Raw genomic sequence first — 26,488 nt, 5'->3', positions numbered from 1 at the left:
TCAGCTCGCGCTCAACGGCACGCAGGCCCCGGTGGTCACGGTGGCCGGCTTCGCGGCCGTGCTCGCACCCGCGTCCGCCGCGAGGGACACCTTGGCCGTGAGCGAGAGGGTCAGGGGCAAGGAGAGGAGACCGGGCGAACAGGCGGGAGCGCACGTCGCGGGCGCGGGCTTCACCACCGGCTTCACGACAGGCTTCTCGATGGGCTTCGGCGCGGGAGCGGGAGCCGGGGCCGGCTTCTCGATGGGCTTCGGCGCGGGCGCGGGCGCGGGCTTCACCACCGGCTTCACGACAGGCTTCTCGATGGGCATCGGCGCGGGCGCGGGCGCCGGCTTCACGACCGGCTTCTCGATGGGCTTCGGCGCAGGCACGGGAGCCGGGGCCGGCTTCTCGATGGGCTTCGGCGCGGGAGCGGGCGCGGGCTTCACCACCGGCTTCACGACGGGCTTCGGCGCGGGCGCGGGCGCCGGCTTCACCACCGGCTTCACCACCGGCGCCGGGTCGGGCTTCGACGCGGGGGGCGTGGGCGTCACGTCGACGGGCCGCTTGCCGGGATCGACGTGCGGCCGGGGCGCCGGTCGGTCCTGCTTGCCGTCCTGCTTGCCGTCGTCCTTGCGGTCCACCTTGGCGTCCACGTCGACGGAGCGATCCACGTCGTGCTTTTCCGTCTGCGGGGCGACCGTGGTCTTGCTGTTCTCCTCCTGGCCGTCGCGGTTGATCTCGACCGTCTCGGGCGTGTCCAGCATGGCGGCCAGCTGGTCCTGATCGGCGAACTGCAGGGCGGAGACGCTGTCGTTCTGCCAGTTGTACGGCAGGGCCCGCGCGTCCGTCTCCTCCTTCTGGAACGGGACGAGGACCAGCGTGAGGTCACGCATCAGGAACTGGTGCTGGCGCTGCTGCTCCCGCAGCCGCTGGTTGTGCCGATGTCCGTTCTTCTGGCGGTTGCGCTGGCCCCGGGAGTGCGGATGGCCGAACCGGACGAGGCCGTGCTGTGCGAACATCCTGGCGGACATCGTGGCGGCCCCCGCCGGAGCCGCGACGAGAGGAGCACTCGCGATCACGGCTCCCCCGGCGAGGACGGCGCCGATCGCGAGGATCCCGGCGACGCTCGTGCTTTTTGCCATTTCGTTTTCCCCCTAGAACAACCACAGAACAGCCACTGTGCTTACCGATCTCGGGGTTTCCGCGCAGATCACCGGACAAACGAGCTAAGACCCGATCTTTCCCTTCCCCTGCGCATTGTTGAGGCCGCCGCAGGTTTAAATGTCCGGCTTATCAGAGAAATGTCCCGACACCACCCGATGTCGTCCGCCGTACCGCCGCGAAGTGAGGGCGAGGCGGGTCAGGGTACGGCTCAGGCATGACCTCTGCACGGGACGAACTGGCGGGGCTCGACCCCTTCGACATCTTCGACACCGAGGCGGCGCGGCTGGACCGCTTCTTCTCCTCTCTCGATGAGGACGGTTGGAACCGCCCCTCCCGGTGCGACGGCTGGACGGTCCGCGACGTGCTCGCGCACCTGGCCGGCGAGGAGTTGTACAACCACGCGTGCCTGGACGACGACATCGACGGGTTCTACGAGCTGCTCGAACACGAGGGCGTGCGCGGCGGCTTCGACGGCTTCAACGAGTGGTGCGTGCGCAAGCGGCACGGCCTGCCGGTGGAGCAGGTGCTCGACGAGTGGCGGACCAAGAACAGGGAGACCCGGAGGCGGATGCGCGCCCTCGGCCGCGACGGCACGCTCCACACGTCGGCCGGCCCCTACCCGGCCGGTCTCCAGACCTTCCACTACGACTCGGAGTACGCCACACACGCCGACGACGTCGGGGCTCCGGTGACGGCGGACGAGGCCGGCGACCGCCTCGGCTGGCGGGTCAGGGTAGGCGAGTTCGTGCTGGAGGAGCAGGGGTCCAAGGCGCGGATCGAACACGCCTGCGGCCGGTTGCAGGTGCAGGTGGACGACGGCCTGACCGCCGATCTCTCCCCCGAGGAGTTCGTCGAGGCGACGGTCGGCCGTCTGCCCGCCGGGCATCCTCTCGATGCCCGTGTCCGGGGCGCGCTGCGCTGCCTCGCCTGAGCTCCGGCTGAGTCTCCGGCATAACGACACGCCGGGCGCCCCTGCGGGCACCCGGCGTGCGGGACATAACGGATCGGAGCGCGCCCTCGGCACCGGTGGTAATAAGACGCTCGTCTGCCGCCTCGGCGGGACCTCCGCCCACGACCCGGTGCACCCGGGAGCGCGCCGTACGGGCGGGGCCGCGCGCACGGTCACGGCACTCGTATCGTCAGCACTGGCGGTGACGGGCACGGCGGAGTTCCGGCTCGCGGATCCGCCTCCCACACGGCACCGGTAGGGCAGGCTGACCGGACGCCCGCGACCGGGCGGCCGGGTGCGACCCCCGGGCCGGCGGTCGACAGCGGCGCGACGGCGCGCCGGATATGGAATGCGTGTCGATAAACGCCTCATGGAATTCCCCGAATGAAAAATTCGGCCAGGACAGGCCGGTTTTGCCCGGGGGGATCCAGACGTGCGGCGGCCCGTCAACGATGCACCGGGATCGGGCCCAAATCAATCAGGCGCGCCGGAGAGAACGCATTCCGCCCGATTAGACAGGAGATCAGGGCAGCGTCAGGGCAGCCAGGAGACGCGGCCGCGCAGCACGCCGTACCCGACGAAGGCGACCACGTCGATCAGCGTGTGCGCGACGATCAGCGGCATGGTCCGCCCCCAGCGCTGGTAGAGCCGGCCGAAGACCAGGCCCATCGCGATGTTGCCGACGAAGCCGCCGAAGCCCTGGTAGAGGTGGTAGGAGCCGCGCAGGACGGCCGACACCCCCACCGCGCGCCACGGCGACCAGCCGCGCTGCCGTAGCCGGTGCAGCAGATAACCGGCGACCAGCACCTCCTCCAGCACGCCGTTCTGGGCGGCCTCGGCGACCAGGACCGGGATGCGCCACCAGATGTCCGGCAGGCTGTCGGGCACGACGTTCAGGTTGAACCCGGACCGGAAGGCGAACAGGTAGAACACCAGTCCGCTGCCGCCGATCACCGCCGCGAGCGCGGCGCCGCGCAGGGTGTCACGCCCCGGCTCGCGCCAGTCGGCCCCGATCGTGCGCATGGACTCGCCCGATCGGGCCAGCAGGTAGGCGACGAGCCCCACCGGCGCCACGTTCACCGCGATCCCCGCGAGGTGCAGCGAGAGGTCCAGCCACGGGCGCCCGGGGGCCAGCGAGCCGACGAGCACCGCGTGCTGGTCGCCCAGGTCCTTCGGCGCGGTCAGAGCGCCGATGAGGCGGATGAGCGACAGCAGGGCGCTGGCGCCGAGCGAGACCGCGAAGACCGCGATGATCTCCGGGCCGATCAGCCGCGGCGTGAGTCCGCGCAGGGCGGCCGCGTCCGGCTCAGCGGACACGGCGGTGACCGGCCGTCCCTGGGCGGTGGCGTCGGCGGTGGCGTCGTCCATGCTGGCAGGGTAGCCGCCCCCGCACGGTCATCCATCCCGTCAGTACGGCAGCGCACGGGACGTGAACGACGGTGCGACGAAGGCCGCCTTGAACTTCGGGAAGGCGACCGTGTTGGGGTTGCCGTCCGAGGTGTAGCGGTCGGTCGGGTTGGCCTTGAGCCAGTCGAGCCACGCCATCGAGCAGAACTTCTTGCAGTCGCCGACCTTCTCCTTCGACCTGATCCGCGGGATGCCGACGGGGTCGAAGTCCTTGGTGTACGGCGACGGCGCCGGCGTGTAGCCCGCGAGGAACACGCCCTTGTAGTCGTAGCGGGTGCCGCCTGACGCCCCCTGCAGCGCCCACTTCTTCTCGTGCGGCTGGTTGCCGTACGGCAGGGCGAGCGTGACCGGCGGCGTCTTGATCAGCGAGGTGATCAGCGTCTGCCCGGCCGCGATCTGGCTCTCCACCTGGTCCTTCGGCTTGCCGAGCAGGTTGAGGTGGTCGCGGGTGTGGTTGCCGATGTCGAAGTTGTGGTCCTTGAGCCACTGCAGGACCTGGATCTGCTCCTCCTGGCGGGCCTTGCCGAACAGGTCCTTGATCACGTACATGGTCGCCACCGGCCGGAAGCCCGGGTGCTTCTTCGCGACGTCCATCAGGATGCCGATCGCGCAGTCCGGCGCCGGATTGCCCATGCCGTCGAGCGTGAGCTGGGAGGGCGAGGAGTCGTCGAAGGTCAGCACCACCGGGTGCTTGCCCGCCGGAATGTCGATCTTTCCGGTGACATACTCGGCCGCGGTGACCGGCACGTAGTCCTCCGCCGCGAGCCGCTCCAGCTCGTCGCGGAAGTCCTTCGGGCTGCGGTCGTCGCCCGGCGGCGGGTTCTTGACGATCCGGTGATACATGAGCACCGGGACCTGCCCCAGCTCGTTGGCCTTCACCTGAGCGGCGGCGGCCGTCTCGGACTTGCGCAGCGCCGCCTCGGCCGCCGCGTTCTTCTGCTGGTGACCGGCCGGGCTCGCGTGCGTGATGTGCTTGCCCCCACCGGCGGCGCAGGCGGAGAGCGCGACCGCCCCCAACGACGCCGCGGCGATGCCGGCAACCCTGAAGCGCCCCATGGATCCCCCTCATCGGGCCGCGCTTGACGATGAGGGGCTCTTACCCGCGGGACGTGGTCACATCACGCGGCGTAGGACAAACATCACGCTAAGTGAGTCACAGGTGGGGCTCGGCGCAGAAGGCGACGCCGTCCCCGCCGATCTCGACGGGCCCCTCGGACGCGGCGGCGAACACCGACTCACCCGGGCGCAGCTTGACCTCCGAACCGGCCGTGTCCACGTTCACGACACCCTCGGTGCACAGCACGATCCTCGGCAGACCTCCCGGGAGCGCCTCGCCCGCGCCGGGCGCGATCCTGCGGAGCAGGAATTCCGGGACCGGAGGCACGTACGCGCCGCCGACCGGCTCGACCGGCAGAGGCTGCGCCGCGGCATCGGTGATCCGCAGCAGTTCCTCCACGTCGATGTGCTTGCCGGTCAGGCCCGCCCGCAGCACGTTGTCGGAGCAGGCCATGATCTCCACGGCGAAGCCGTCGAGGTAGCAGTGCAGCACCCCGGCCCCGAGGAACAGCGCCTCGCCGGGAGCCAGCGTGTGACGGCGCATCAGCAGCGGCGCCAGCACGGCCGGGTCCTCCGGGTAGCGCCGGGCCAGCCGTACGACCAGCGCGTAGTCGGGCGTGTGGCAGGCGGAGGCCGCCCACACCACCGACTCGACCAGCTCCCTCCGGGAGCCCGGCCACTCCAGCAGCACCCGCAGCGCGCCGAGCACGTCACCGCCGCGCAGCGTCGCGACCACCGGCCGGAGCGCGTCGACGTGCAGCCGCTCGACCAGCATCGCCGACTGCTCGGGCGGCCGGAACCCGGCCAGCCCGGTGAACGGCGTGAGCGCGCAGACCAGCTCCGGCTTGTGCCAGGGGTCGGTGTAGTTCGCGTTCCCCCGGGCGTGGCCGTCGGCGGCCTGCCCGGCGTCGGGGTGGACCTGCAGCGACAGCGGCGCGTCCACCGCGATCAGCTTCATCAGGTACGGCAGCCGCTCCCCGAACCGGCCGGCGACCGCCTCACCGAGGGTCCCCACCGGGTCGGCCGCGACCGCGTCGGCGAGCGTGGTCTCGGCTCCGTCCCTGGTCAGCCGGGAGGACGCGGCCGGATGGGCGCCCAGCCACATCTCGGCCTCCGGCCCCGAGGCGGGCCGCCCGGTCAGCTCGGCGATGGCCGTCCGGGAACCCCAGGGGTAGTCCTTGATGACATTGGTGAGCAGATCCACAGGCGTCCTTCGGGCGGTCAGGGCGGGGGCGATCCGAGACTAACGGGATTCGTTGACGCACCGGAGCACCGGGTGACGGACGAGCGCGCCGGGATCCACCTCACCGCCCGTGACGTGGAAGACCGCGGTCTCCCCCGGCAGCAGCGTGACAAGCTGGTCGTCCACGATCGCGCGGGGGTCGAGCCGGTCGGGGAAGATCGCCAGCTCGCGCACGATCGTCCGCGCGGTCACCCGCACCCGCAGCCCGCCCTCGATCTCCTCGACCACCGTGTCCAGCTCCGCCGGCGGGTAGTCCATGGCCGGGTCCTCGCTCGGGAACCGCAGCGCGCGTACGTCGCCGAGGGTGGCCACCAGCACCTCGCCCGCCGGGTTCCCGGCCCGCGCCACCCCCTCGGGCAGCTCCACGGACGCCGTGCCGCGCGCCGGGACCGACACGTCGAAGCGCTCCTTGGCCAGGATCTCCCCCGCCAGGCTGAGCCGGTCGACGGCGAGCTCGCCCGACCACGGCTCGTCGGTGTCGTTGACGACCGCCACCGTGTCACCCTGGTCGCCCTGGAAGGTCAGCAGCCGCTCGGCGTACGCCCGGCGCAACGCGTACCACAGCGGCTTGCGCCGCCCGCCGCCGTCCACGGCGGCCCAGGAGGTGACCGGCCAGCAGTCGTTGAGCTGCCACACGATCGTGCCCATGCAGTAGGGCGCGAGCGCCCGGAACCGCTCGATGCCGAAGGCCATCGCCCTGGCCTGGTTGACCTGGGTGTAGTAGTGCCAGTCGTCGAACCCGTCCGGCTGGGGCAGGTGCTCGCCGAGCCCGCGCAGCAGCTTGAGGTTGCCGTCGATCGCCTTCTGGTGGTGGCTCACGCCCGGGGAGACCGGCGTCAGCGGGTGGTCGGAGACCGCGGCGCGCAGCGTCGCGTACGTCGGCGGCCCCTGGAAGCCGAACTCGGCCACGAACCTCGGCGTGTAGGTCGCGTAGTGGGTGTAGTCCTGGTGGTTCCAGACCGTCCAGATGTGGATCGTGCCCTTGGCCGGGTCGTTCGGCGGCAGGTCGGGGGCCCCTGAGTAGGGGCTGCCCGGCCAGTACGGCCGGGTCGGGTCGAGTTCGGCGACGACCCGGGGCAGCAGGTCGTAGTAGAAGCCGCCGCCCCAGCTGCGGCCCTCCAGCGTGTCCTGCCAGCCCCAGTCGGCGTGGCCCTCGATGTTCTCGTTGTTGCCGCACCACAGCACGAGGCTGGCGTGGCGGGCCAGGCGGGCGACGTGCTCGCGGGCCTCGGCCTCGACCTCCGCCGTGAAGCGGCCCTCCTCGGGGTAGGCCGCGCAGGCGAACGGGAAGTCCTGCCAGACGAGCAGGCCCATCTCGTCGGCGAGGTCGTAGAAGTCCTCGCTCTCGTACATGCCGCCGCCCCACACCCGCAGGCAGTTGGCGCCCGTGGCGGCCGCCTGGGCGAACCGCTCGGCCAGCCGCTCGCGGGTGATGCGGCTGGGGAAGCAGTCGTCGGGGATCCAGTTGAAGCCCTTGACGAAGACCGGCCTCCCGTTGATCACGAACGTGAAGGCGTCGTCGGTCCGGTCCAGTTCGACCGAGCGGAACCCGATCCGCCCGGTCCACTCCTGATCTTCGAGCCGGACCGTCAGGTCGTACAGCGGCTGCTCGCCGTACCCGCGCGGCCACCACAGGTCGGCGTCCGGCACGGTCAGCGTGACGACGGCCCGGCGCTGCCCGGCGGCGACGGTCACGGTCTCGGTCACGCCCGCCACCGAGGCCGTGAGCGTGAGTGGCCGCTCAGCCGCCCGCTCGACCGCCACGTGCACCTCGACGGTGCCGTCCGCCGAGGCGAAGGGACGCACCTCGGCGATCCTGGCGGTGCTCCAGGTCTCGATGCCGATCGGCCGCCAGATCCCGGCGGTGACCACCGTCGGCCCCCAGTCCCAGCCGAAGTTGCAGGCCATCTTCCTGATGAACTGGTAGGGCTCGGCGTACGCGCCCGGGCGGTCGCCGAGGGCCGCCTTCTGCGCCTCCGCGTACTCGTACGGCGGGTCGAACAGGATCCTGAGCGTGTTCTCGCCCGCGCGCAGCAGGTGCCGCACCGGGAAGCGGTACGACCGGTGCATGTTGGCCGTCGCGCCGATCTCGATGCCGTTGAGCACGAGCGTGGCGGCCGTGTCGAGTCCCTCGCAGACGAGGTCCGCCCGGTCGTCGTCGATTCCGTCCCCCTTGAACTCCCACGTGAAGGTGGTCTCGTACGACCATGCCGTACGGCCGATCCAGGTCAGCCGGTCCTCGTTGTCGTCCAGGTACGGGTCCTCGATCAGCCCGGCGGCGAGGAGGTCGGTGTGGACGCAACCGGGAACGGCCGCGGGCAGGCCCGCGACCACCGGCCGGAGCTGCCCGGTCGACGACACGGCGGTGACGGTCCACCCGTCGTGCAGGGGACGGTACGAGCTCACGCTTTCTCCTTAATCTTCTTCTCCTCGAGCGCGGCTCCCGCGCAGCCGGAGCAGGCCACGAAGTGGCCGCCTTCCACCTCGGCCAGCCCGGGGCGGGTCCGGCTGTCCTCGGAAGCCTCGTGGTAGGCGCAGGGCACGTCCTCGACCACGGCGTCCGTCCACTTGGCGTGCAGCCTGGGGACCGAGGCCAGCAGCGAGCGCGTGTAGGGATGCGCCGGGTTGCCGAAGACGAGGTCCGTCCGGCCCATCTCCACGATCTTCCCGTGGCGCAGCACCACGGTCCGGTCGCTGACGTAGTTGCCGAGCGACAGGTCGTGGGTGACGAACAGGATGCCGAGGCCGCGCGCCCGCAGGTCGGCGAGCAGGTTGAGCACGTCGATGCGCGTGGACGCGTCGAGCATGCTGATGATCTCGTCGGCGACCAGCAGCCGGATGTCGAGGAGCACGGCCCTGGCGATCAGCATGCGCTGGAGCTGGCCGCCGCTGAGCTGGTGGGGATACTTGCCGAGGACGTTGCCGGGGTCGAGCCGCACGCTCTCCAGCGCGCCCTCCACGCGCTTTCGCCACTCGTCCGCGCCGGCCTGGGGGAAGTACTGCTCCTTGATCATCGCGAAGACGCGGTCGGCCCGGAAGACGGGGTTGTAGCAGCTGAAGGGGTCCTGGAAGACGCCCTGCACCTGCCGGTAGTACTCCTTGCGGTCCTTGATCGAGGTGATGTCCCTGCCGTCCAGGGTGATCCTGCCGCCGCTGATCGAGGCGAGGCGCAGGATCATCCGGCCGAGCGTGCTCTTGCCGCTGCCGCTCTCGCCGATGAGCGAGACCACCTCCCCCTCGCCGACCTCGAAGCTGACGTCGGAGACGGCTCTGAGCTCGCGCCCGCCGAACGCGCCGACGCGGTAAATCTTGGAGACACCGTCCAGCTTGAGCATCTATTCGGCCTTCCAGCAGGCGACGAAGTGGCCGGGGGCCACCTCGGCGAACGGCGGCTGCTCGGCGCACTGGTCGAACGCGAGCGGGCAGCGGTCCCTGAACCGGCATCCCCCGGGCGGCTTGAGCAGGGACGGCGGGTTGCCGGGGATCCCCGTCAGCCGGCGGTCCTCGTAACGCACCCCCACCTCGGGCAGCGCGGAGATGAGCTGCTTGGTGTACGGATGCCTCGGGGCGGTGACGAGCACCTCGGCGGGGGCCTTCTCGGCCAGCCGCCCGGCGTACATCACCATGATCGTGTCGGCGATCTGGTAGACGAGCGAGATGTCGTGGGTGACCACCATCATGCTCGTGACCAGGCCGCGGTCGCGGAACCCGAGCAGCGTCGTGGCCACGGCCTTCTGGCTCGACACGTCGAGCGCGGAAGTGACCTCGTCGGCGATCAGCAGCGAGGGGTTCAGCAGCGTGGAGATGACCATGACGACTCGCTGCTTCATGCCGCCGGACAGCTCGATCGGATAGCGGTCGAGCACGTCCTTCGACAGGCCCACCAGCTCCAGCCGCCGCTCCAGCTCGGCCCTCTCCAGCCGCTCGCCGCGTGAGTCCAGCAGCTCGCCGACCATCTTGCCGATCTTCCTGGTCGGGTTGAGCGCGCTCATCGAGTACTGCGGGATGAGCGACACCTCGCGGAAGCGGAACCGGTCCATCCCGGTGTCGTCCGACAGGGGCATCGTCTTGCCGTCCAACTCCACCGTGCCGCCGACGTGCCGCATGCGGCCGTCCAGCCGGATCAGGCTCTTGGCGAGCGTGGACTTGCCCGAGCCGGACTCCCCGGCCAGGCCCATGATCTCGCCGTCCGCGACGGAGAACGTGACGCCGTCGAGCGCCTTCACCTCGCCGCGCAGCGTCCGGTAGTAGACCCGGAGGTCGGTGACATTCAGCGCCACGTCACATCTCCCTCAGCTTCGGGTTGAACACCTCGTCCAGCCCGACGTTCATGACGTAGAGCGCGCCGACGATCGCCGTGATGCCGGCGCCCGGCGGGATGAACCACCACCACAGGCCGAGCTGGAGCGCGCTCCACCGCGCGGCGTTGTTGAGCATCAGGCCGAGGGAGACCCCCTCGGTGGGTCCGAGGCCGATGAAGTCGAGCGAGGCGGCGATCAGGATCGCGCTGCCGAACAGCAGGATGAACGTCAGGAACAGGTACGAGCTCATGTTCGGCGCGATCTCACGAAGGATGATCTTCGGGGTGCGCACGCCGCTCAGCCGGGCGAGGTCGACGAAGTCGCGCGAGCGCAGCGAGAACGTCTGCGCCCTGATCGCCCGCGCGGCCCACGGCCACGAGGTCAGCCCGATGAACAGCGCCTGCACACCGATGCTGCGCACGCCCAGGTAGGCGTTGACGATCAGCAGCACCACCAGCGCCGGCAGCACGAGCACGATGTTGGTGAGCATGTTGAGCAGTTCGTCGACCCACCCGCCGCGGTAGCCCGCGACGAACCCCACGACCATGCCGACGATCGCCGCCAGCACGCCGCCGAGCACGCCCACGAGGAACGTCGAGCGCAGGCCGTACACGAACTGGGCGAAGACGTCCTGGCCGAACGTCGTGGTGCCGAACCAGAACTCCCCGGACGGCGGCGCCATCGGCGGCCCGACGTAGTCGTTCGGCCCGTGGTCGAACAGCACCGGCCCGGCCAGGCCGGCCACGAGGAACACGGCGACGATGACCGTGCCGACGACCAGCTTGCGGTTGCGCAGCGCGAAGTGCAGCGCCTCGCGCCGCGCCGTCGGCGGCTGCGGCTGGGGCAGGACCTCGCTCACGCCGCTCCTCCCATCCCGGTCCGGGTGCGCGGGTCCACCAGGACGTACGCGATGTCGATGACGAAGTTGGCGATCAGCACGCCGATGACGATGAACAGGAAGGTGCCCTGCAGCAGGAAGAAGTCCTGGTTCTGGATGGCCTGGAGGATCAGGTGCCCCAGCCCGGGATAGCTGAAGACGATTTCGGTGACCAGCGCGCCGGCCACGAGCACGCCGAGTTGCAGGGCCAGACCGGTCACCTGCGGCAGGATCGCGTTCCTGAAGGCATAGCGCCGCACCAGCCGCATCGGCGCCCCGAGCGCCCGCAGGTAGTTGACGTAGTCCGCCTCGAGCTCATAGATGATCATGTTGCGCATGCCGATGGCCCAGCCGCCGAACGCGACGAGGAACAGCGAGGCGAACGGAAGGAACCAGTGCTGGGCGAGGCTGCCGAGGAAATCCCACGACAGGGACGGCTGCATGTCGAAGCCGTAGGCCCCGGCGACCGGGAAGACGCCCGCGACGATGCCGAGCGCCCAGGCCAGCAGGATCGCCAGCCACATGTACGGCGTGGCGGTCAGCACGTAACCGACGGGGAGCACGCTGTTGTCGAGCCACTTGCGCCGCGCGGCGAAGGCGCCGAACCGGTTGCCCGCGAACCAGCTCAGCAGGATGGACGGGATCAGCAGGCCCAGCGTGTACGGGACCGCCCGGATGATCACGTCGGACACCGGCGTCGGGAACAGCCAGATGCTGATGCCGAGGTCGCCCTTCAGCAGCGAGCCCCAGAAGTTGAGGTACTGCTGCCACAGCGGCAGGTCGAAGCCGAACATCGCGGTGTAGTGCGCCCGCATGGCCTCGACGGCCGCCGGCTGTGCGACGTTGGCCCGCGAGAGCATGCTCTGCACGGGGTCGCCCGGCATGAACCGCGGGATCATCCAGTTGATGGTCACGGCCACGAAGAACGTCAGGCCGTAGATGAGAAGCTTTCTGCCGAAATAGCGGCGCAATTCGACCTCCCGGTCGCGGAACGGCGCCCCCCTCCCGTACGCAGGATGGAAGGGGGGCGCGAGAAGATCAGCCTCCGGAGGCCGGCTGGAGTTCGGTGAGCATGAGCGTGCCGCCCATCTCCAGCCAGTTGCGCCACACCGTCGGCGGGTACTTCGGCGTGTTCGGCGCGCTGCTGGGCCAGTTCTTCCAGACCGAGTTGGTCGTCTGGGACCACAGGCCGTTGTACCAGAGCGGGATGACCGGCATGTCCTCGAGCTGGATCTTCTGCAGCTGCGAGGTGATCTTCTTCATGCCCTCGACGTCCTCGGGCTTGACCTGGTCGAGCTGCTGGGTGAGCTCCCACGCCCGCTTGTTCTCGTACCGGCCGAAGTTCGTCGTGGTCTGCAGCTTCTGCACCGGCAGGCGGAACAGGTAGTCGTAGTACACCCAGGGGGTGTTCGCGAGCTGCTTGTCGTTGTTGATGACCATGTCGTACTTGCCGGAGTTGCGGACGTCGACAAGCGCGTTGTAGTCGGGGAAGTCGGCCTCGATGTCGATGCCGACGGCCTTGGCGCTTGAGCTGATGACCCGGGCCGCCTCCATCCAGTCGGTCCATCCGGCGGGCACGATCAGCTTGAGCGAGATCTTGCCGCCGCTCGGCGACTCCACCAGCCCGTCGCCGTTGCGGTCCTTGTAGCCGGCGTCGGCGAGCAGCTGCTTGGCCTTGTCCGGGTTGTAGGAGAAGCCGAGCGTGGAGGTGACGTTCTTGTCGACGTACTTGTCCCACTGCGGCAGCAGGCCGGTCGGGTCGGATGCCTTGACCAGGTTGCCGTAGACGCCCTCGACGATCTTCTTGGTGTCGATGGAGTAGGCGACCGCCTTGCGGAACTCCTTGTCGTCCATCGGCTTCTTCGTCGTGTTGAGCCACAGCCACGCCGTGTTCGCCGACAGCATGTACGGCGGCTGGTCGTAGTAGGTCTCGATGCCGAAGCTGCCCTTGACCAGGTTGGCGATGCCCGGCAGGAAGTTGGTGCTGAGGTCGAGGCCCTTCTGCAGCAGCAGGCCCATCGCGACCTCGTTGCTGGAGTTGACGATGTCGACGATGTACTTGGGCTTCACGTCCTTGTTCAGCGCCTTCGTGGCCCACCAGCCGTCGCGCTTGACCCAGACCATGCGGTCCTGGTCGTGGGACTGGTAGGCGTACGGGCCGGTGCCGACGGGCTTCTCGTTGACCCCGTTCATCACCTCGTCCTCGGACCGCCCCTCCCACAGGTGCTTGGGGACGATGGCCCGGCTGTAGAGGTGGTTGGCCCATTCCTGGTAGTTGGCCGTGGTGAAGGTGAACTTGATCGTGTAGTCGTCGACCTTCTCCGCGCTCTTCATCCAGTCCCAGAGCGGGTGGTAGGGGACGGTCCCCATCTTGCCGAGCTCGAACGTGAAGATCACGTCGTCGGCGGTGAACGGCTTGCCGTCCGACCAGGTGATGCCCTTGCGCAGCTTGAGCGTGTACTCCAGGTCACCGGTCCAGTCGCCGCTCTCGGCCAGCCACGGCGTGAACTTGTCGGTGTTCGGGTCGTACATGAACAGCGTCTCGTAGACGAGGCCCTTGGTGCCGGTGGCGAAGTCCCATTCGCGCAGCGGGTTCCAGTTCGCGGGTGGTCCCCACTGGGTGCCGCTGGTGTAGAGGGTCTCGTTGCGGGGGAAGGCCCCGCCGCTGCCGCCCGCCGGGGCGGCCGCACCGCCTCCCGCCGCGCCGCCCGCCGGACCGGTCGGCGTGGACGAACCCCCGCCTCCCGAACAGGCCGCGCTTAACAGGCCGGCTGCCAGCACCGGTATAAGAAACCGCGTTCGGTTTCGCATGGTGACTCTCCTTCCCCCACGCGACACCGCGCGGGGTCCGCACTCCTGCCAGGCCCCGATGATCAGCGGTCCGCACCACTCGCCTCGCCGCGCCTCAGGTGCTGAACCGGATAAGTACCGAGACCGTAAAATCCGGATGTCACCGGTGTCAATAGGGGAAGATGTAGGCAAAGTAACGGTAGTAAGGTGAGGGTCACTGGACCGGTTCAGCCGAGGGGACACGTGAGAAGACCGACCATCGCGGACATCGCACGGCAGGCGGGGGTCTCCAAGGGCGCGGTCTCGTACGCCCTGAACGGCCAGCCCGGGGTGTCCGAAGCCACCAGGGCCCGCATCCTGGCCATCGCGAACGAGATCGGCTGGCGCCCGAACATCGCGGCCAGGGCGCTCAACGGCGCCCGCGCGCACGCCGTGGGCCTCGCCCTGTGCAGGCCCGCCCGGTTCCTGGGCGTCGAGCCGTTCTTCATGGAGCTGATCAGCGGCATCGAGGCGGAGCTGTCCGCCCGCTCGTATGCGCTGCTGCTACAGGTGGTGGGCGACCACGAGGCCGAGATGGGCGTCTACCGCCGCTGGTGGGGGGAGGGCCGCGTGGACGGCGCGATCCTCGTCGACCTCCACCTCGACGACCCCCGCGTGCCACAGGTGGAGGAGCTGGGCATGCCCGTCGTCGTCCTCGGGCACCCCTCGGCCGCCGGCTCCCTCGTGCCGGTCTGGGCCGACGACAGCGCGGCCGTACGCGAGACGGTGGAGTATCTCGTCGCGCTCGGGCACCGGCGGATCGCCCGCGTCGCCGGGCTGCCCCAGCTGTCGCACACGGCGATCCGCGACCGCGCGTTCGGCGACGTCTGCGCGGGTCTCGGGCTGAACGCCTGCCCGATCGTGCACACCGACTACACCGGCGAGGAGGGCGCACGGGCCACGCGGCGGCTGCTCAGCTCGCCGGAGCGGCCCACGGCGATCGTCTTCGACAACGACATCATGGCCGTGGCCGGCCTGTCGGTCGCCCAGGAGATGCGGCTCGACGTGCCGGCCGACCTGTCCGTCGTCGCCTGGGACGACTCTCCGCTCTGCCAGGTCGTCCGCCCGCCGCTGACCGTGCTCACCCGCGACATCCCCGCCTACGGCGCGCACGCGGCGCAGCGGCTGCTCGCGCTGATCGACGGCGTGGAGGCCAGGCCGCTGGAGGACGAGGCCCCGCGCCTGACCACCCGCGGCAGCACGGCTCCGCCCGCCTAGATCTCACGCCTGAGCGGGCAGCGCGGACCAGTCGATCACCAGGCGCTGCGGGTCCGCGGGGTCGGTCCACACCTGGACCGTCCGGCCCGGCAGGACGGCGCCCATCAGCAGCCGGGGGAGGATCTGCCGGTGAGCGACCACGTACGGCGCGCCGGAGGCGGGCTGCACCCGCAGGTCGAAGGCGACGACGAGCTGGTCGTTCACCATGGTGCCCGTGTCCCGCATGCTCGCGACCTGGGCGGTGGCCGGCAGCCCGGTGCCGACGAGGTCCTGGTTGCCGGTGCCCAGGAAGCTCTTCATCTGGCCGAAGACGCCGCCGGACGGGCCGCCGCCGCCTACCAGCCTGGTGGCCAGGATGACGACGTCGCCGATCAGCAGGAACATCCCGACGATGAAGGCGGGCAACCCCCACGACATCGTGGAGATCGAGCCCATCCCGTAGATCCCGGCGAACAACAGGACGATGCCGGCGCTGGCGCCGACGACGAAGACGTTACGCGACATTGCTCTCAACCCTCCGGATTCCTCGTACGTCACAGGAATAGGCGGACGGGCTTGATCAGCACTTGCACAGCGCTTACTCGCGCCTCCGGCACGGTGGTTACTCCGTTTGAAAGGTGACGTTCAGGAGAGATCGCTACACTTGGCCCCGTTTGCCGCTACTGGCTTTCGACCAGGTGAGAAACGCCTGGTCCGACCCTCAGGAGCACGACAGTGGGTCACGTCGACGTCCGTCCCGCGCCCCCGGCGGAGGACCTCCCGGCGCCGCCGCCCCGGACGCCGCCCAAATGGCGGGCATGGCTGTGGGTCACGCTGTCGGGAGCGCTGGGCGTGCTCACGGGTGCCGCCACGTTCGCCGTCGGCGGTTACGTCAAGCTGAGCGGCAACGTGAAGCACGAGGCGGTGACCCAGAAGGATCTCGGGGGCGAGGCACGCCCGCAGAAGATCAGCAAGGCGCTCAACGTGCTGATCGTGGGCTCTGACCAGCGCAACGGCGCCAACGCCAAATACGGCAAGTTCCCCGGCGAGCGCACCGACACGATCATCGTGGCGCACATCTCCCCGAACCGGGACGGCGCGGTCCTCATCAGCTTCCCGCGCGACTCACTCGTCCGCCTCCCCGCCTGCCCGGCCAAGGGCAACCTGCCGGGCCAGCGGCCGCACGTCGGGATGATCAACGAGTCGTTCAACTCCGGCGGCATCGGCTGCACCTGGAAGACGATCGAGGGCCTCACCGACATCCACATCGACCACTTCGTGAAGGTCGACTTCACCGGCTTCAAGGCGATGGTGAACGCACTGGGCGGCGTGCAGGTCTGCCTGCCGCAGGCCGTCCACGACAAGAAGGCGCTGCTCGACCTGCCCGCGGGCAAGCAGACCCTCAAGGGCGAGCAGGCGCTCGGATACGTCCGCGCCCGCTACTCGCTCGGCGACGGATCCGACATCGGCCGGATCCAGCGCCAGCAGATGTTCCTCGCCTCGATGGCCAAGAAGGCCATGAGCGGCGAGACGCTGACCGACCCGGCCACGTTGTTCGGTTTCCTCGACGCGGTGACCAAGTCGATCACCACCGACCCCGACCTCACGATCGGCGTCATGAAGGACCTCGCGATGAGCGCGCAGGGCCTGACCGCCGGACAGATCCGCTTCGTCACCACCCCCTGGCGCTACTCGGTCACGAACCCCGGCCGCGTCGAGTGGGTGCAGCCGCAGGCCCAGCGGCTGTTCAGGATGGTCGCCGCCGACCAGATCGCCAAGAACGTCAAGAGCGGCGAGCAGAAGATTCCCAAGTCGCAGATCCACATCCTGGTCCGCAACGGCAGCGGGCAGCAGGGGCTCGGCACCCAGGTGGCCGCCGAACTCGAGCAGCGCGGCTACCACATCGTCAAGGTCGAGTCTGCGCCCAAGCCGTACGCCAAGACCGTCGTGGCGTACTCGGAGAACGGCGAGAGCCGGGCGTCCCGGCTGTTCCGCGAGCTCAAGAAGTCGCGCTCCCGCCTGGTGCGCACGGCCACCACACAGACCCTCGTGCTGGGGATCGGGGCCGACTGGCAGGGAATGAAGCCCCCCAAGACGCTCGACGACGTGGAGGGCTTCGACGCTACCCAGGACAGCTGCACGGCTTCCTGAGCCGCGAGTCTCAGAAGAGCCAGCCGAACAGGCCACCGCCGTGGTGCGGCGCCTCCTGAGTGGGGGCGGGCGCGGCGGTCGGGGCCGTGGCCGCCTGCTCCTCGGACGCCGTGTCCGTTCCCGAGGCCGTTCCTTCGGCCTGCTCATCGGTGTGCTCGTCGGCGGGCGACTGCCCCTGCGTGTCAATCGACAACCGCGACCGCGACGGGTGCGTGGAGGCGGGGGTCCGGGAGCCGGGGTCCTGCCCGCGAGACCGGGGCGTGTGCGTGGGCGCGGACGACGGGTCCGGCGCCGAGGTCCCGGACGCGCCGGGCCGGGTCCGCGTGGGCTCGGCCCTGGGCGCGTCGCTGGAGGTGTCACTGGGGGCGTCGCTCGGCGCGGTCCCGGTGGGCGCGGCCTCGGTCGGTGCGGCGTCGGTGGGGGCCGGGGAGACCGGCGCCGTCGCGGCGGTCCCCGCCCCGGCGGCGCAGCCTGCCCCGCCGTCGCACTCCGCTCCGGAGGGCTGCCCGACCCACAGCGCCAGTGCCCAGATCGCGCCCAGGACACCGACCGCGATCAGACCGGTCCGCAGCAGCATCCCGCCGCGCCGCGAACCCTCGTCCTCGTCCTCGTCGGCGTCGGGGGCGCTGCGCCAGCCCGAGCCGAGGAAGCCGCGCGGATCGGTGTCGCCGTCGCTCACCAGGTCCCCGGTCTCCTCGTCGCTCGCCAGGTCTTCGGGGCGGAGCCGAGCGGTGCGTCCGGCGGCGTAGTCATCCTGGTCGGCATGGTCGGCGGGGGTCTGCGCGGGCTGGTCCGGCCGCCAGCCCTCCGACAGCACGTCGCCCTGGTCGCCAGGCCTCCCACCGAGAGCCCGGTCGTCCTGCTCCTCGGACCAGAACCGGTCTCCCTCCCCGCCGTACTGGCCTTCGCCGGCGATGTACGGCCGGATGAACGAGTCGTCCTGCTCGTAGGCGTCCTCGGTGGCCGGGTCGCGCATGAAGGTCCTTCCTCAGTGAGCTTTTGGGTCATGTCTCAATAGCGAACGTTCCTAGCACTGATCGACACGTCCTGTCTGGAAATTTCACAACAATCACAAAAACCCATCGGGGTTGACGGGAATCCTGGAACGGTCTTTAATATCGACTAAACCGACTGACTTGGTAGGAATCTCTCGGAATAGAGGACAGGCATGAGAGTGCGCAGGCTCGGGGCCATCGCAGCCGCCGTCATGGCGACGACCACCCTGGTCACCGCCTGCGGGGGCGACGACAACGCCGGCGGGGGCAACGGCGGCGGAGGCAAGGTCCAGTTGGCGCTGGTCGCCTACTCCACCCCCCAGGCGGCGTTCGAGGACATCATCAAGGCGTTCCAGAAGACGCCCGAGGGCAAGAACATCACCTTCACCCAGTCGTTCGGCGCGTCCGGCGACCAGAGCCGCGCCGTGGCGAACGGGCTCAAGGCGGACATCGTCGAGTTCTCCCTGGAAACCGACATCACCCGGCTCGTGAAGGCCGGCATCGTCGCGCCGGACTGGAACTCCGGTCCCACCAAGGGGATCCTCACCAAGTCCGTCGTCGTCATCGGCACCCGCAAGGGCAACCCGAAGGGCATCAAGACCTGGGACGACCTCGTCAAGCCCGGAGTCGAGGTCATCACGCCCAACCCCTTCACCTCCGGCGGCGCCCGCTGGAACCTGCTCGCGGGCTACGGCGCCAAGTCGAACAAGGGCGCCGACCAGGCAGCCGGGCTCGCCTACCTGGACGCGCTGCTCAAGAACGTGCCGGTCCAGGACGACAGCGGCCGCAAGTCGCTGCAGACCTTCACCGGCGGCAAGGGCGACGCGATCCTCACGTACGAGAACGAGGCGATCTTCGCTCAGCAGAACAACCAGGAGATCGACTACACGGTCCCGGACTCGACGCTCCTCATCGAGAACCCGGTGGCCGTGACGAAGAACAGCGCCCACCCCAAGGAGGCCGCGGCCTTCCTGAAGTACCTCTACTCGGTCGAGGCTCAGACGATCTTCGCCAAGAACGGCTACCGCCCGGTCGCCGACGGCGTGACCGGCTTCAACTGGCCCGCCCCTCCGCAGCTGTTCACGATCCAGGACCTCGGCGGCTGGGACAAGATCACGACCGACTTCTTCGACTCGAAGACCGGCAAGGTCGCGGAGATCGAACGCAAGCTCGGCGTGGCTACCGAGAAGTGACGAGGGAAGTGACGCGGAAGTGACCGCGATCACCGTACGCCCCTCCTCGCGCGTGGCCGGCGGCACCGCCGCCGGCCTCGGCACCGCGGTGCTGTACCTGAGCCTGATCGTGCTGATCCCGCTGGCCGCCGTCGTCTGGCGCTCGGCCGACGAGGGGCCCGGCTACTTCTGGCGCTCGGTCACCACCCCCGACGCCTGGGCGGCGCTCACCCTCACCGTCGGCGCCTCGGCACTCGTCGCCCTGGTCAACCTGGTCGTGGGCACGGTCATCGCCTGGGTGCTGGTCCGCGACCGCTTCCCCGGCCGGGCGGTGCTCGACACGATCATCGACCTGCCGTTCGCGCTGCCGACCATCGTCGCCGGTCTCGTCCTGCTCGCGTTGTACGGCCCGCAGTCCCCGCTCGGGGTCAACCTGGCCTACAGCAGGGCCGGAGTCGTGCTGGCGCTGCTGTTCGTCACGCTGCCGTTCGTCGTCCGTACGGTGCAGCCGGTCCTGCTGGAACTCGACACGGAGATGGAGCAGGCGGCGGCCTCCCTCGGCGCGAGCCCGTTCCAGACCTTCCGCCGGGTCATCCTGCCGAACCTGATCCCCGCGATGCTGTCCGGCACCGCCCTCGCCTTCACCCGGGCGATCGCCGAGTTCGGCTCGACCGTGCTCATCTCGGGCAACCTGCCGTTCAAGACGCAGGTCGCCGCGGTGAACATCTTCAGCCAGATCGAGGGAGACAACACCACCGGCGCGGCCGCGATCTCGACGGTCCTGCTCGTGGTGGCCCTGGTCGCGCTGATCACGCTCGACGTCCTGCAGCGCTGGGGGAGCCGCCGTGGCTAAGCACGTCCTGCGCGTGGTCGCCGTCGTCTACGTCCTGTTCCTGCTGGTGCTGCCCGTGGCGCTGATCATCTGGCGGACCTTCGGAGACGGGCTCGGACCGTTCGCCGAGGCCCTGGCCTCCCCGTCGGCCCTGCACGCCTTCAAGGTCACGCTGACGGTCGCCGGCTGGGCGGTCCTGGCCAACACGGTCTTCGGTGTCGGCGCCGCGCTCCTGCTCGTCCGCCACGAGTTTCCCGGCAAGCGGCTGCTGGGGGCGTTCATCGACCTGCCGATGGCCGTCTCGCCGGTCGTCGTCGGGCTCGCCCTCATCCTCGTGTACGGCCGGTTCTCCCCCTTCGGCGGCCTGCTGGAGAGCTGGGGAATCCAGGTGATCTTCTCCACCCCCGGCATGGTGCTGGCCACGGTGTTCGTGTCGCTGCCGCTCGTCGTGCGGGCCGTCGTACCGGTCCTGGAGGAGCTCGGCGACGAGCAGGAGCAGGCCGCGCACACGCTGGGGGCGAGCCGGCTCCAGACGTTCGTCCGCATCACGCTCCCCGGCATCCGCTGGGCCCTCGGCTACGGCGTCGTGCTCTGCCTGGCCCGTTCGCTCGGCGAGTACGGCGCGGTCGCGGTGGTCTCCGGCCGCCTCGTGGACCAGACCCAGACGCTGACGCTGTTCGTCGAGGAGCGGTTCCAGAACTTCGACCAGCCGGCCGCGTTCGCCGCCGCCACGGCCCTCGCCCTGATCGCCGTGGTCACCCTGCTGCTCACCAAGCTCCTGCGCCCGAAGGATCGCATCGATGGCAATTGAGGTACGCGACGTGAACAAGTCGTTCGGGACGACCCCCGTCCTGCACGACGTGTCGCTCGACGTCGCCGCGGGGTCGCTCACCGCCCTGCTCGGCCCGAGCGGCGGGGGGAAGTCGACGCTGCTGCGGGTGATCGCCGGCCTGGAGCGGCCCGACACCGGCACGGTCCGGATCTCCGGCGTCGACGCCACCCGGCTGTCCCCGCAGCGGCGCAACGTCGGCTTCGTGTTCCAGCACTACGCCGCCTTCAAGCACCTCACGGTCTTCCGCAACGTGGCCTTCGGGCTGGAGATCCGCAAGCGGCCCAAGGACGAGATCCGCAAACGCGTCATGGAACTGCTGGAGCTGGTCCACCTGGAGAAACTGGCCGACCGCTACCCGTCCCAGCTGTCTGGGGGCCAGCGCCAGCGCATGGCCCTGGCCCGGGCCCTCGCGGTGGAGCCCCAGGTGCTGCTGCTCGACGAGCCGTTCGGCGCCCTCGACGCGCAGGTGCGCAAGGAACTGCGGACGTGGCTGCGCCGGCTGCACGACGAGGTCCACGTCACCACCGTGTTCGTCACCCACGACCAGGAGGAGGCCATCGAGGTCGCCGACACGATCGTGGTTCTGGCGGGGGGCGAGGTCGTGCAGGCCGGCAGCCCCGGCGAGGTGTACGACAACCCGGCCAACCCGTTCGTGATGCGCTTCCTGGGCCCGGTCACCGAGATCGGCGGCAGCCTGGTCCGTCCGCACGACGTCGAGATCAGCCCGGACCCCGTTGAGGGCGGCTCGCCCGCCGTGATCTCCCGCGTCGTACGGCTCGGTTTCGAGGTGCGCGTGGAGGTGGAGATCGGCGGGCACGAGGCGTGGGTCCAGGTGACGCGGGAGCAGGCCGACCGGCTCGGTCTCGGGCCGGGCGACACCGTGCACGTCAGGCCCGCACCGGGCGCCCGATCCCTGGCCCTCGCGCTGTGATGGACGCAGCGTAAGAAGATGCGGCTTTCCGTACGGACCCAGTACGCCCTGCGCGCCGCCGCCGAACTCGCCGCGGCGGCGCCGGGGCCGGTCCCGGCCGAGCGGATCGCGGCCGCCCAGCGCATTCCCCGGCGGTTCCTCGACAACATCCTGCTGCAGATGCGGCGGGCCGGCCTCATCCACAGCCAGCGCGGGCCTGAGGGCGGCTACTGGCTCGCGCGGCCGGCCGAGCAGATCACACTCGCCGACGTGGTCCTCATCATGGAGGGGGCGCCCCAGGACAGCGAGGGTTTCCACGGGGTCGCCGAGCCCCTCGGCGACGTCTGGACGGCGCTGCGCGACCACGAGCAGGCGACGCTCACCGAGGTCACGCTCGCCCACATCGCCACCGGTTCACTTCCGCCCCTCTGATCCCGGTACTTGTGCAAGACTCCACATTCAGGTGGAACGTGCCGTGGCGTAGAGGCAGGCGGGATGGGTACTGCTGGGCAGCTCATCGTCAGGCGATACCGGCTGGTCCGCGCCCTCGGCCACGGCCGCACCGGACTGGTGTGGGAGGGCCGTGACACGCTGCTCGACCGGCCCGTCGCGATCCGCGAGGTCCTGCTGCCCCCGGACCTGGGCGAGAGCGCGCGGCTGCGGCTCGTCCAGCGGATCTCCCGTGAGGCCCGCCAGGCCGAGCGGCTGCGACACCCCCACATCGCCGCCGTGTACGACGTCGCCGAGGAGGGCGACACCCCGTACGTCGTGACGGAACTGGTCCCCTCGCGCTCGCTCGACGGGGTGGTCTCCGGCGACGGGCCGCTGCCCCCGGCCGAGGCCGCGCGGATCGCCCGCACGGTGCTGTCCGCGCTCACGCACGCCCACGCCGCCGGCGTACGGCACGGCGACGTCCGGCCCGCCAACGTGCTCCTCGCGCACGACGGGCGCGTGCTGCTCGCCGACTTCGGCGTGTCGATGCTGGCCACCGATCCGGCGTTCGCCCGCGATCCTGTACCAAGCGGCCCTCCCGTCGGCCGTGCCACCGAGACGTACCTCGCCCCGGAACGGGCCGCCGGCGGACCGCGCACGGTCGCCGCCGACCTGTGGTCACTGGGCGCCACCCTCCACCTGGCCGTCACCGGCAGACCGCCCAGGGGCCAGGGGCCGCCGGAGGACGTGCCGGGGGAAGTACGCGCGGTGCTCACCGGGCTGCTGGCCCGGGAGCCCAGGCGGCGGATCGACGCGGAGACGGCCGACCGTCTGCTCGCCGAGATCGAGCCGCCCGCCTCGCCTCAGCCCGTACGCCGGGGCCCCGGCCGTACTCGTCTCATCACCGGGATCGCGGCGGCCGTGCTGATCGCTTGTGCTGTCGGGGGGTGGGCGGTGCTGCGGCCCGGCGGCGAGAGCCGGGCCGGTGCCCGGGCGGTCACCTCCGTCACGCCATCGGCCCCGGTCTCCCCGTCGGCCTCTGCGTCGCCCTCTGTGTCGGCCTCTGCGCAGCCATCGCGGCGGTTGAAGCTGAAGTGGCACACGTCCGACGCCGGCTGGCGGGCCGGTGTGCCCCGCGACTGGACCCTCGAGGAGAGGCCCTACTCGACCTCGTGGCGCTCGCGGGAGGGCGGGGCGACGTTCACGGTCGAGGTGACCGCGCAGCGCGGCACCGATCCCCTGGCCGCGCTCGGCGAGGCGGAGGAGATTCTCCGTCCGGCCGCCAAGGCCTATCGCAAGCTCCGGCTCAGGGCCGTGACCGGCGAGCACGGCCCTTCCGCCGACTGGGAGTTCACCTGGACGCCCCGCAAGGCGTCGGCGCGGGACCACCTGGCCAAGGGAGTGGAGTATCACCAGTACCGCCGGGTGATCTCCACGGGCACGACGACGAGTGTGCTCACCTGGACCACTCCCACCGCCGACTGGGACGCCCTGCGGCCCACGCTCGTCAGGGTGCTCGCGCTCTTCCAGCCGCCCTCGCTCGTCCCGACGCCTTCCGCGGCCTGAAATCCACGCACGCTCTCCTCGTGTGTGCCATGATGGCGCACAAGTGAAAGTGACAACGGTTTTCATTTCGCCGTTTCAGTTTTGGTTGGGGGCCTTCATGCGAGTGGCGTTCGTCGGCAAGGGCGGAAGCGGCAAGACCACGCTGTCGTCGCTGTTCGCGAGGTACGCGACGCGGAGGGGGCCGGTCGTCGCCATCGACGCCGACATCAACCAGCACCTCGGCCTGGCCCTGGGCCTGGCCGCGCGTGCGGATTCAGACGCGGCCGAGCACCCCGCACCGCTGGGCGCGATGCTGACCGAGATCAAGGACTATCTGCGCGGCGACAATCCGCTGATCCGCGACGCGGCGTCCATGGTCAAGACGACCCCGCCCGGGCGCGGCTCACGACTGGTCCGGCTGGGCGACCCGTTCTTCCCGTCGTGCTCCGTCGAGGGCGTCTCGCTCATGGTCACCGGCCCGTTCGAGGAGGACGACCTCGGCGTCGCCTGCTACCACTCCAAGCTCGGCGCGGTGGAGCTCTATCTCAACCACCTGGTCGACGGCCCCGGCGAGTACGTCGTGGTGGACATGACCGCAGGGGCGGACTCCTTCGCCTCCGGGTTGTTCACCCGCTTCGACCTCACCTTCCTGGTCGCCGAGCCGACCCGTCAGGGCGTGAGCGTCTACCGGCAGTACCGCGACCACGCCGCCGGGTTCGACGTCGAGATCGCCGTCGTGGGCAACAAGGTCCACTCGCCGGAGGACATCGACTTCCTCCGCGAGCACGTCGGAGACAACCTGCTGACGTGGTTCGGCCACTCCCCCGCCATCCGCGGCATGGAGCAGGGCCGGCCGTTCACGCTCGACGACCTGGAGCCCGCCGGTCACCTGGCCCTCGCCACCATGCTCGACCGGCTCGACGCACAGCCCAAGGACTGGCCGAAGTTCGGCCGGCAGGCGGCCGAGTTCCACATCAGGAACGCCCGCGCGTGGGCCGACCGGGCGACGGGACAGGACCTGGCCGCGCAGATCGACCCCGGCTTCGTCTACGGCCCGGCCGTCGCCGCCCCATGAACGTGTCGCCTCCGCGCCAGATGGAGGCTCGCCGCGTTCGACATACCGTCAACTGCGTTCCCCGCTTGTCCGAGGAGACACGGGGAAACGCCGTCGAGAGGAGAACAGCTCATGTCGCTGTCCGTGTCCAACGACCTGCTCGACCAGGCCCGCGCCGGTGAGGTGGACGACGCGGCCTTCGTCGCCTGCGTCCGCGACTCGCTGCCGTACGCCTGGGCGACGATCACCGCGCTGGTGGAGCGGCGGGACCGGTCCGGCGCCGACTTCGCCGACAACCAGGTGCCGCCGCCCGACGAGGCCGCCCGCGGTCAGTTGCTGCGCTGCCTGGCCAGCGACGCGATGCGCGGCGCCCTCGAAAGGCACTTCGGCGTACGGCTGGCCTTCCAGAACTGCCACCGCGTCGCGGTGTTCCGCCCGGAGGCCACCGAGGCCTACCGGGAGTTCGTCACGCCCCGGGCGCAGATCCTGAACCAGAGCCCGGAACTGGTCGACTGCTGACCTGATGTCGGCCGGGGGCGGCGCTCCGGTTCACGCCGCCCCCGGCCCTCGCTGTCTCACGGCCGGAAGCACCTCCGCACCCAGGCGTGCGATGTTCTCCAGCGTCCGCACGCGGTCTCCGGCGCCCTCGACCATCAGGATGAGGTGCCGCAGCCCGGTTCGCGCCGCCGTGGTGGTGATCTTCTCCACGCAGTGCTCCGCCGATCCCACCGGGTGGATCCGGCACAGCAGGTCCACGTACTCCGGAATGTTCCGCCGCGGCGGCGGCCGGCCGTCCACGGGGACGTACCCGGCCAGTCCCGGCCCGAGCCAGCGCGGCAGCGACTCCCGCATCTCCCGTACGGCCTGCTCGGTGGTGTCCGCCACGTAACCGAGCGCGGCGCCGATGTGCGCCGCCGGGCCTGTCCCGTACGTCTCGTAGGCGGCGATCATCTCCGCCTTCTCGTCGTCGCCGATGTGCATGCCGAGGAGCATGGGCAGCCCCCGTTCCGCGGCGAGCCGGACCGTGCCGGCCGACGTGCAGGCGACGACCGGCGACATCCGGGCCTGCGGGACCATCGTGACTCCCCGGAAGCGGAAGAACTCGCCGTCCGCCGCCACCGGGCCGCCGTCTGCCTCACTCGCCAGTGCCGTGCACAGCAGGTCGAGCGACTCGGGGAAACCCCGCTCGAACCTCGCCGTCCCGGTGCCGAAGACCTCCAGCTCCAGCCACGGACCCCCACGCCCCACACCAAGCCGGAACCTGCCGTCCGACACGTGGTGGAGGATCGCCGCCTGCTCCGCCAGCGCGACCGGATGCTGGGCGGACAGCACGCTGACCGCCGTCCCCACCGTGATCCGCGAGGTCCGGCCCAGCGCCACGGCCGCCAGCGTCACCGCCGACGGGCAGACGCCGTACGACATGAAGTGGTGCTCGGCGATCCAGGCGTCGTCGAAACCGGCCCGCTCGGCGGCCTCGATCGCCTCCACCGTGCCGCGCAGCACGTCCCCGGGTGCCATGCCCGGGAAGCCCGCCGCGACGAGGAAGACTCCGATCCTCATGC

24 protein-coding genes are annotated in these 26,488 nt (G+C 70.3%); 11 read left to right on the top strand and 13 right to left on the bottom strand.

From position 1 onward, the window contains the following. Nucleotides 1-1,122 (bottom strand): hypothetical protein, encoded by a 1,122-nt coding sequence (locus tag IL992_RS15315; protein ID WP_193204010.1) that lies wholly within the window; start codon nt 1,120-1,122, stop codon nt 1-3. 236 nt (nt 1,123-1,358) lie between these two features. On the opposite strand from IL992_RS15315, the gene IL992_RS15310 reads away from it, so the two are divergent. Further along, nucleotides 1,359-2,075, top strand: a complete 717-nt coding sequence (locus IL992_RS15310) for a maleylpyruvate isomerase family mycothiol-dependent enzyme (RefSeq protein WP_193204009.1) — start codon at nt 1,359-1,361, stop codon at nt 2,073-2,075. Between the two features lie 552 nt (nt 2,076-2,627). Here the strand turns inward: IL992_RS15310 and IL992_RS15305 are convergent. The 9 genes from IL992_RS15305 to IL992_RS15265 form a co-directional block, all read right to left on the bottom strand. Next, the gene (locus IL992_RS15305; protein WP_193204008.1) at nt 2,628-3,461 is read right to left on the bottom strand and encodes a CPBP family intramembrane glutamic endopeptidase; all 834 of its coding nucleotides are present in this window, start codon (nt 3,459-3,461) and stop codon (nt 2,628-2,630) included. Between the two features lie 39 nt (nt 3,462-3,500). Continuing rightward, nucleotides 3,501-4,556 (bottom strand): polysaccharide deacetylase family protein, encoded by a 1,056-nt coding sequence (locus IL992_RS15300; protein ID WP_193204007.1) that lies wholly within the window; start codon nt 4,554-4,556, stop codon nt 3,501-3,503. A gap of 97 nt (nt 4,557-4,653) precedes the next feature. After that, a complete protein-coding gene (manA, locus tag IL992_RS15295; protein ID WP_193204006.1) occupies nt 4,654-5,760 on the bottom strand; it encodes a mannose-6-phosphate isomerase, class I in 1,107 nt (368 codons plus the stop codon). A 39-nt stretch (nt 5,761-5,799) separates the two neighbouring features. Further along, nucleotides 5,800-8,205: a glycoside hydrolase family 2 protein gene (locus tag IL992_RS15290; protein WP_193204005.1), complete on the bottom strand. Its 2,406-nt coding sequence runs from the start codon at nt 8,203-8,205 to the stop codon at nt 5,800-5,802. Continuing rightward, on the bottom strand, nt 8,202-9,134 hold the full coding sequence (locus tag IL992_RS15285) for an ABC transporter ATP-binding protein (RefSeq protein WP_193204004.1): 933 nt from the start codon (nt 9,132-9,134) through the stop codon (nt 8,202-8,204). Before IL992_RS15285 ends, IL992_RS15290 begins: the two co-directional genes overlap by 4 nt. Beyond that, nucleotides 9,135-10,079, bottom strand: a complete 945-nt coding sequence (locus IL992_RS15280; protein WP_193204003.1) for an ABC transporter ATP-binding protein — start codon at nt 10,077-10,079, stop codon at nt 9,135-9,137. Nucleotide 10,080: 1 nt separating this feature from the next. Continuing rightward, the gene (locus IL992_RS15275) at nt 10,081-10,959 is read right to left on the bottom strand and encodes an ABC transporter permease (protein ID WP_193204002.1); all 879 of its coding nucleotides are present in this window, start codon (nt 10,957-10,959) and stop codon (nt 10,081-10,083) included. Continuing rightward, nucleotides 10,956-11,948, bottom strand: coding sequence for an ABC transporter permease (locus IL992_RS15270; RefSeq protein ID WP_193204001.1), 993 nt, complete (start codon nt 11,946-11,948; stop codon nt 10,956-10,958). The genes IL992_RS15275 and IL992_RS15270 overlap by 4 nt, the downstream gene beginning before the upstream one ends. Before the next feature lie 67 nt (nt 11,949-12,015). Next, nucleotides 12,016-13,788, bottom strand: coding sequence for an ABC transporter substrate-binding protein (locus IL992_RS15265; RefSeq protein ID WP_193204000.1), 1,773 nt, complete (start codon nt 13,786-13,788; stop codon nt 12,016-12,018). Nucleotides 13,789-14,010: 222 nt separating this feature from the next. On the opposite strand from IL992_RS15265, the gene IL992_RS15260 reads away from it, so the two are divergent. After that, entirely contained in the window at nt 14,011-15,024 is a 1,014-nt protein-coding gene (locus tag IL992_RS15260) for a LacI family DNA-binding transcriptional regulator (protein WP_193203999.1), read from the top strand. 3 nt (nt 15,025-15,027) lie between these two features. Here IL992_RS15260 and IL992_RS15255 read toward each other — a convergent pair whose 3' ends face one another. Continuing rightward, complete coding sequence (locus IL992_RS15255) at nt 15,028-15,528, bottom strand: hypothetical protein (RefSeq protein WP_193203998.1); 501 nt, start codon at nt 15,526-15,528, stop codon at nt 15,028-15,030. A 210-nt stretch (nt 15,529-15,738) separates the two neighbouring features. On the opposite strand from IL992_RS15255, the gene IL992_RS15250 reads away from it, so the two are divergent. Further along, the gene (locus IL992_RS15250) at nt 15,739-17,154 is read left to right on the top strand and encodes an LCP family protein (protein WP_193203997.1); all 1,416 of its coding nucleotides are present in this window, start codon (nt 15,739-15,741) and stop codon (nt 17,152-17,154) included. A gap of 10 nt (nt 17,155-17,164) precedes the next feature. Here the strand turns inward: IL992_RS15250 and IL992_RS15245 are convergent, their stop codons facing one another. After that, complete coding sequence (locus IL992_RS15245; RefSeq protein ID WP_193203996.1) at nt 17,165-18,130, bottom strand: hypothetical protein; 966 nt, start codon at nt 18,128-18,130, stop codon at nt 17,165-17,167. A gap of 192 nt (nt 18,131-18,322) precedes the next feature. Here IL992_RS15245 and IL992_RS15240 point away from each other — a divergent pair, with 192 nt between their 5' ends. The 8 genes from IL992_RS15240 to IL992_RS15205 all read left to right on the top strand — a co-directional run bounded on the left by IL992_RS15240 (nt 18,323) and on the right by IL992_RS15205 (nt 25,445). Beyond that, on the top strand, nt 18,323-19,342 hold the full coding sequence (locus IL992_RS15240) for a sulfate ABC transporter substrate-binding protein (RefSeq protein ID WP_193203995.1): 1,020 nt from the start codon (nt 18,323-18,325) through the stop codon (nt 19,340-19,342). Nucleotides 19,343-19,361: 19 nt separating this feature from the next. Further along, nucleotides 19,362-20,174, top strand: coding sequence for a sulfate ABC transporter permease subunit CysT (cysT, locus tag IL992_RS15235; RefSeq protein WP_193203994.1), 813 nt, complete (start codon nt 19,362-19,364; stop codon nt 20,172-20,174). Beyond that, nucleotides 20,167-20,964, top strand: coding sequence for a sulfate ABC transporter permease (locus IL992_RS15230; protein WP_193203993.1), 798 nt, complete (start codon nt 20,167-20,169; stop codon nt 20,962-20,964). Before cysT ends, IL992_RS15230 begins: the two co-directional genes overlap by 8 nt. Next, complete coding sequence (locus tag IL992_RS15225; protein WP_193203992.1) at nt 20,954-21,916, top strand: sulfate/molybdate ABC transporter ATP-binding protein; 963 nt, start codon at nt 20,954-20,956, stop codon at nt 21,914-21,916. Before IL992_RS15230 ends, IL992_RS15225 begins: the two co-directional genes overlap by 11 nt. Before the next feature lie 18 nt (nt 21,917-21,934). Then, entirely contained in the window at nt 21,935-22,327 is a 393-nt protein-coding gene (locus IL992_RS15220; RefSeq protein WP_079320363.1) for an RrF2 family transcriptional regulator, read from the top strand. A gap of 63 nt (nt 22,328-22,390) precedes the next feature. Further along, nucleotides 22,391-23,893, top strand: coding sequence for a serine/threonine-protein kinase (locus tag IL992_RS15215; RefSeq protein ID WP_193203991.1), 1,503 nt, complete (start codon nt 22,391-22,393; stop codon nt 23,891-23,893). A gap of 97 nt (nt 23,894-23,990) precedes the next feature. Then, on the top strand, nt 23,991-24,947 hold the full coding sequence (locus IL992_RS15210; RefSeq protein ID WP_193203990.1) for an ATP-binding protein: 957 nt from the start codon (nt 23,991-23,993) through the stop codon (nt 24,945-24,947). Nucleotides 24,948-25,058: 111 nt separating this feature from the next. Next, entirely contained in the window at nt 25,059-25,445 is a 387-nt protein-coding gene (locus IL992_RS15205) for an SCO5389 family protein (RefSeq protein ID WP_079320359.1), read from the top strand. 30 nt (nt 25,446-25,475) lie between these two features. Here IL992_RS15205 and IL992_RS15200 read toward each other — a convergent pair whose 3' ends face one another. Continuing rightward, the gene (locus IL992_RS15200) at nt 25,476-26,486 is read right to left on the bottom strand and encodes an LLM class flavin-dependent oxidoreductase (RefSeq protein ID WP_193203989.1); all 1,011 of its coding nucleotides are present in this window, start codon (nt 26,484-26,486) and stop codon (nt 25,476-25,478) included. Nucleotides 26,487-26,488 lie beyond the last annotated feature (2 nt).

Origin of the sequence: Microbispora sitophila, from assembly GCF_014892245.1 — a bacterium.
Classification (GTDB): Bacteria; Actinomycetota; Actinomycetes; order Streptosporangiales; family Streptosporangiaceae; genus Microbispora; species Microbispora siamensis.
Note: the sequence above shows the minus strand (reverse complement) of the source record. Positions and strands in the feature narration are given on the sequence as shown.

Bases quoted from the DNA above. Each gene is read 5' to 3' on its own strand.
- IL992_RS15315 (WP_193204010.1), bottom strand. From the start codon at position 1,122: ATGGCAAAAAGCACGAGCGTCGCCGGGATCCTCGCGATCGGCGCCGTC.
- IL992_RS15310 (WP_193204009.1), top strand. From the start codon at position 1,359: ATGACCTCTGCACGGGACGAACTGGCGGGGCTCGACCCCTTCGACATC.
- IL992_RS15305 (WP_193204008.1), bottom strand. From the start codon at position 3,461: ATGGACGACGCCACCGCCGACGCCACCGCCCAGGGACGGCCGGTCACC.
- IL992_RS15300 (WP_193204007.1), bottom strand. From the start codon at position 4,556: ATGGGGCGCTTCAGGGTTGCCGGCATCGCCGCGGCGTCGTTGGGGGCG.
- IL992_RS15285 (WP_193204004.1), bottom strand. From the start codon at position 9,134: ATGCTCAAGCTGGACGGTGTCTCCAAGATTTACCGCGTCGGCGCGTTC.
- IL992_RS15265 (WP_193204000.1), bottom strand. From the start codon at position 13,788: ATGCGAAACCGAACGCGGTTTCTTATACCGGTGCTGGCAGCCGGCCTG.
- IL992_RS15255 (WP_193203998.1), bottom strand. From the start codon at position 15,528: ATGTCGCGTAACGTCTTCGTCGTCGGCGCCAGCGCCGGCATCGTCCTG.
- IL992_RS15245 (WP_193203996.1), bottom strand. From the start codon at position 18,130: ATGCGCGACCCGGCCACCGAGGACGCCTACGAGCAGGACGACTCGTTC.
- IL992_RS15240 (WP_193203995.1), top strand. From the start codon at position 18,323: ATGAGAGTGCGCAGGCTCGGGGCCATCGCAGCCGCCGTCATGGCGACG.
- IL992_RS15225 (WP_193203992.1), top strand. From the start codon at position 20,954: ATGGCAATTGAGGTACGCGACGTGAACAAGTCGTTCGGGACGACCCCC.
- IL992_RS15220 (WP_079320363.1), top strand. From the start codon at position 21,935: ATGCGGCTTTCCGTACGGACCCAGTACGCCCTGCGCGCCGCCGCCGAA.
- IL992_RS15215 (WP_193203991.1), top strand. From the start codon at position 22,391: ATGGGTACTGCTGGGCAGCTCATCGTCAGGCGATACCGGCTGGTCCGC.
- IL992_RS15210 (WP_193203990.1), top strand. From the start codon at position 23,991: ATGCGAGTGGCGTTCGTCGGCAAGGGCGGAAGCGGCAAGACCACGCTG.
- IL992_RS15205 (WP_079320359.1), top strand. From the start codon at position 25,059: ATGTCGCTGTCCGTGTCCAACGACCTGCTCGACCAGGCCCGCGCCGGT.
- IL992_RS15200 (WP_193203989.1), bottom strand. From the start codon at position 26,486: ATGAGGATCGGAGTCTTCCTCGTCGCGGCGGGCTTCCCGGGCATGGCA.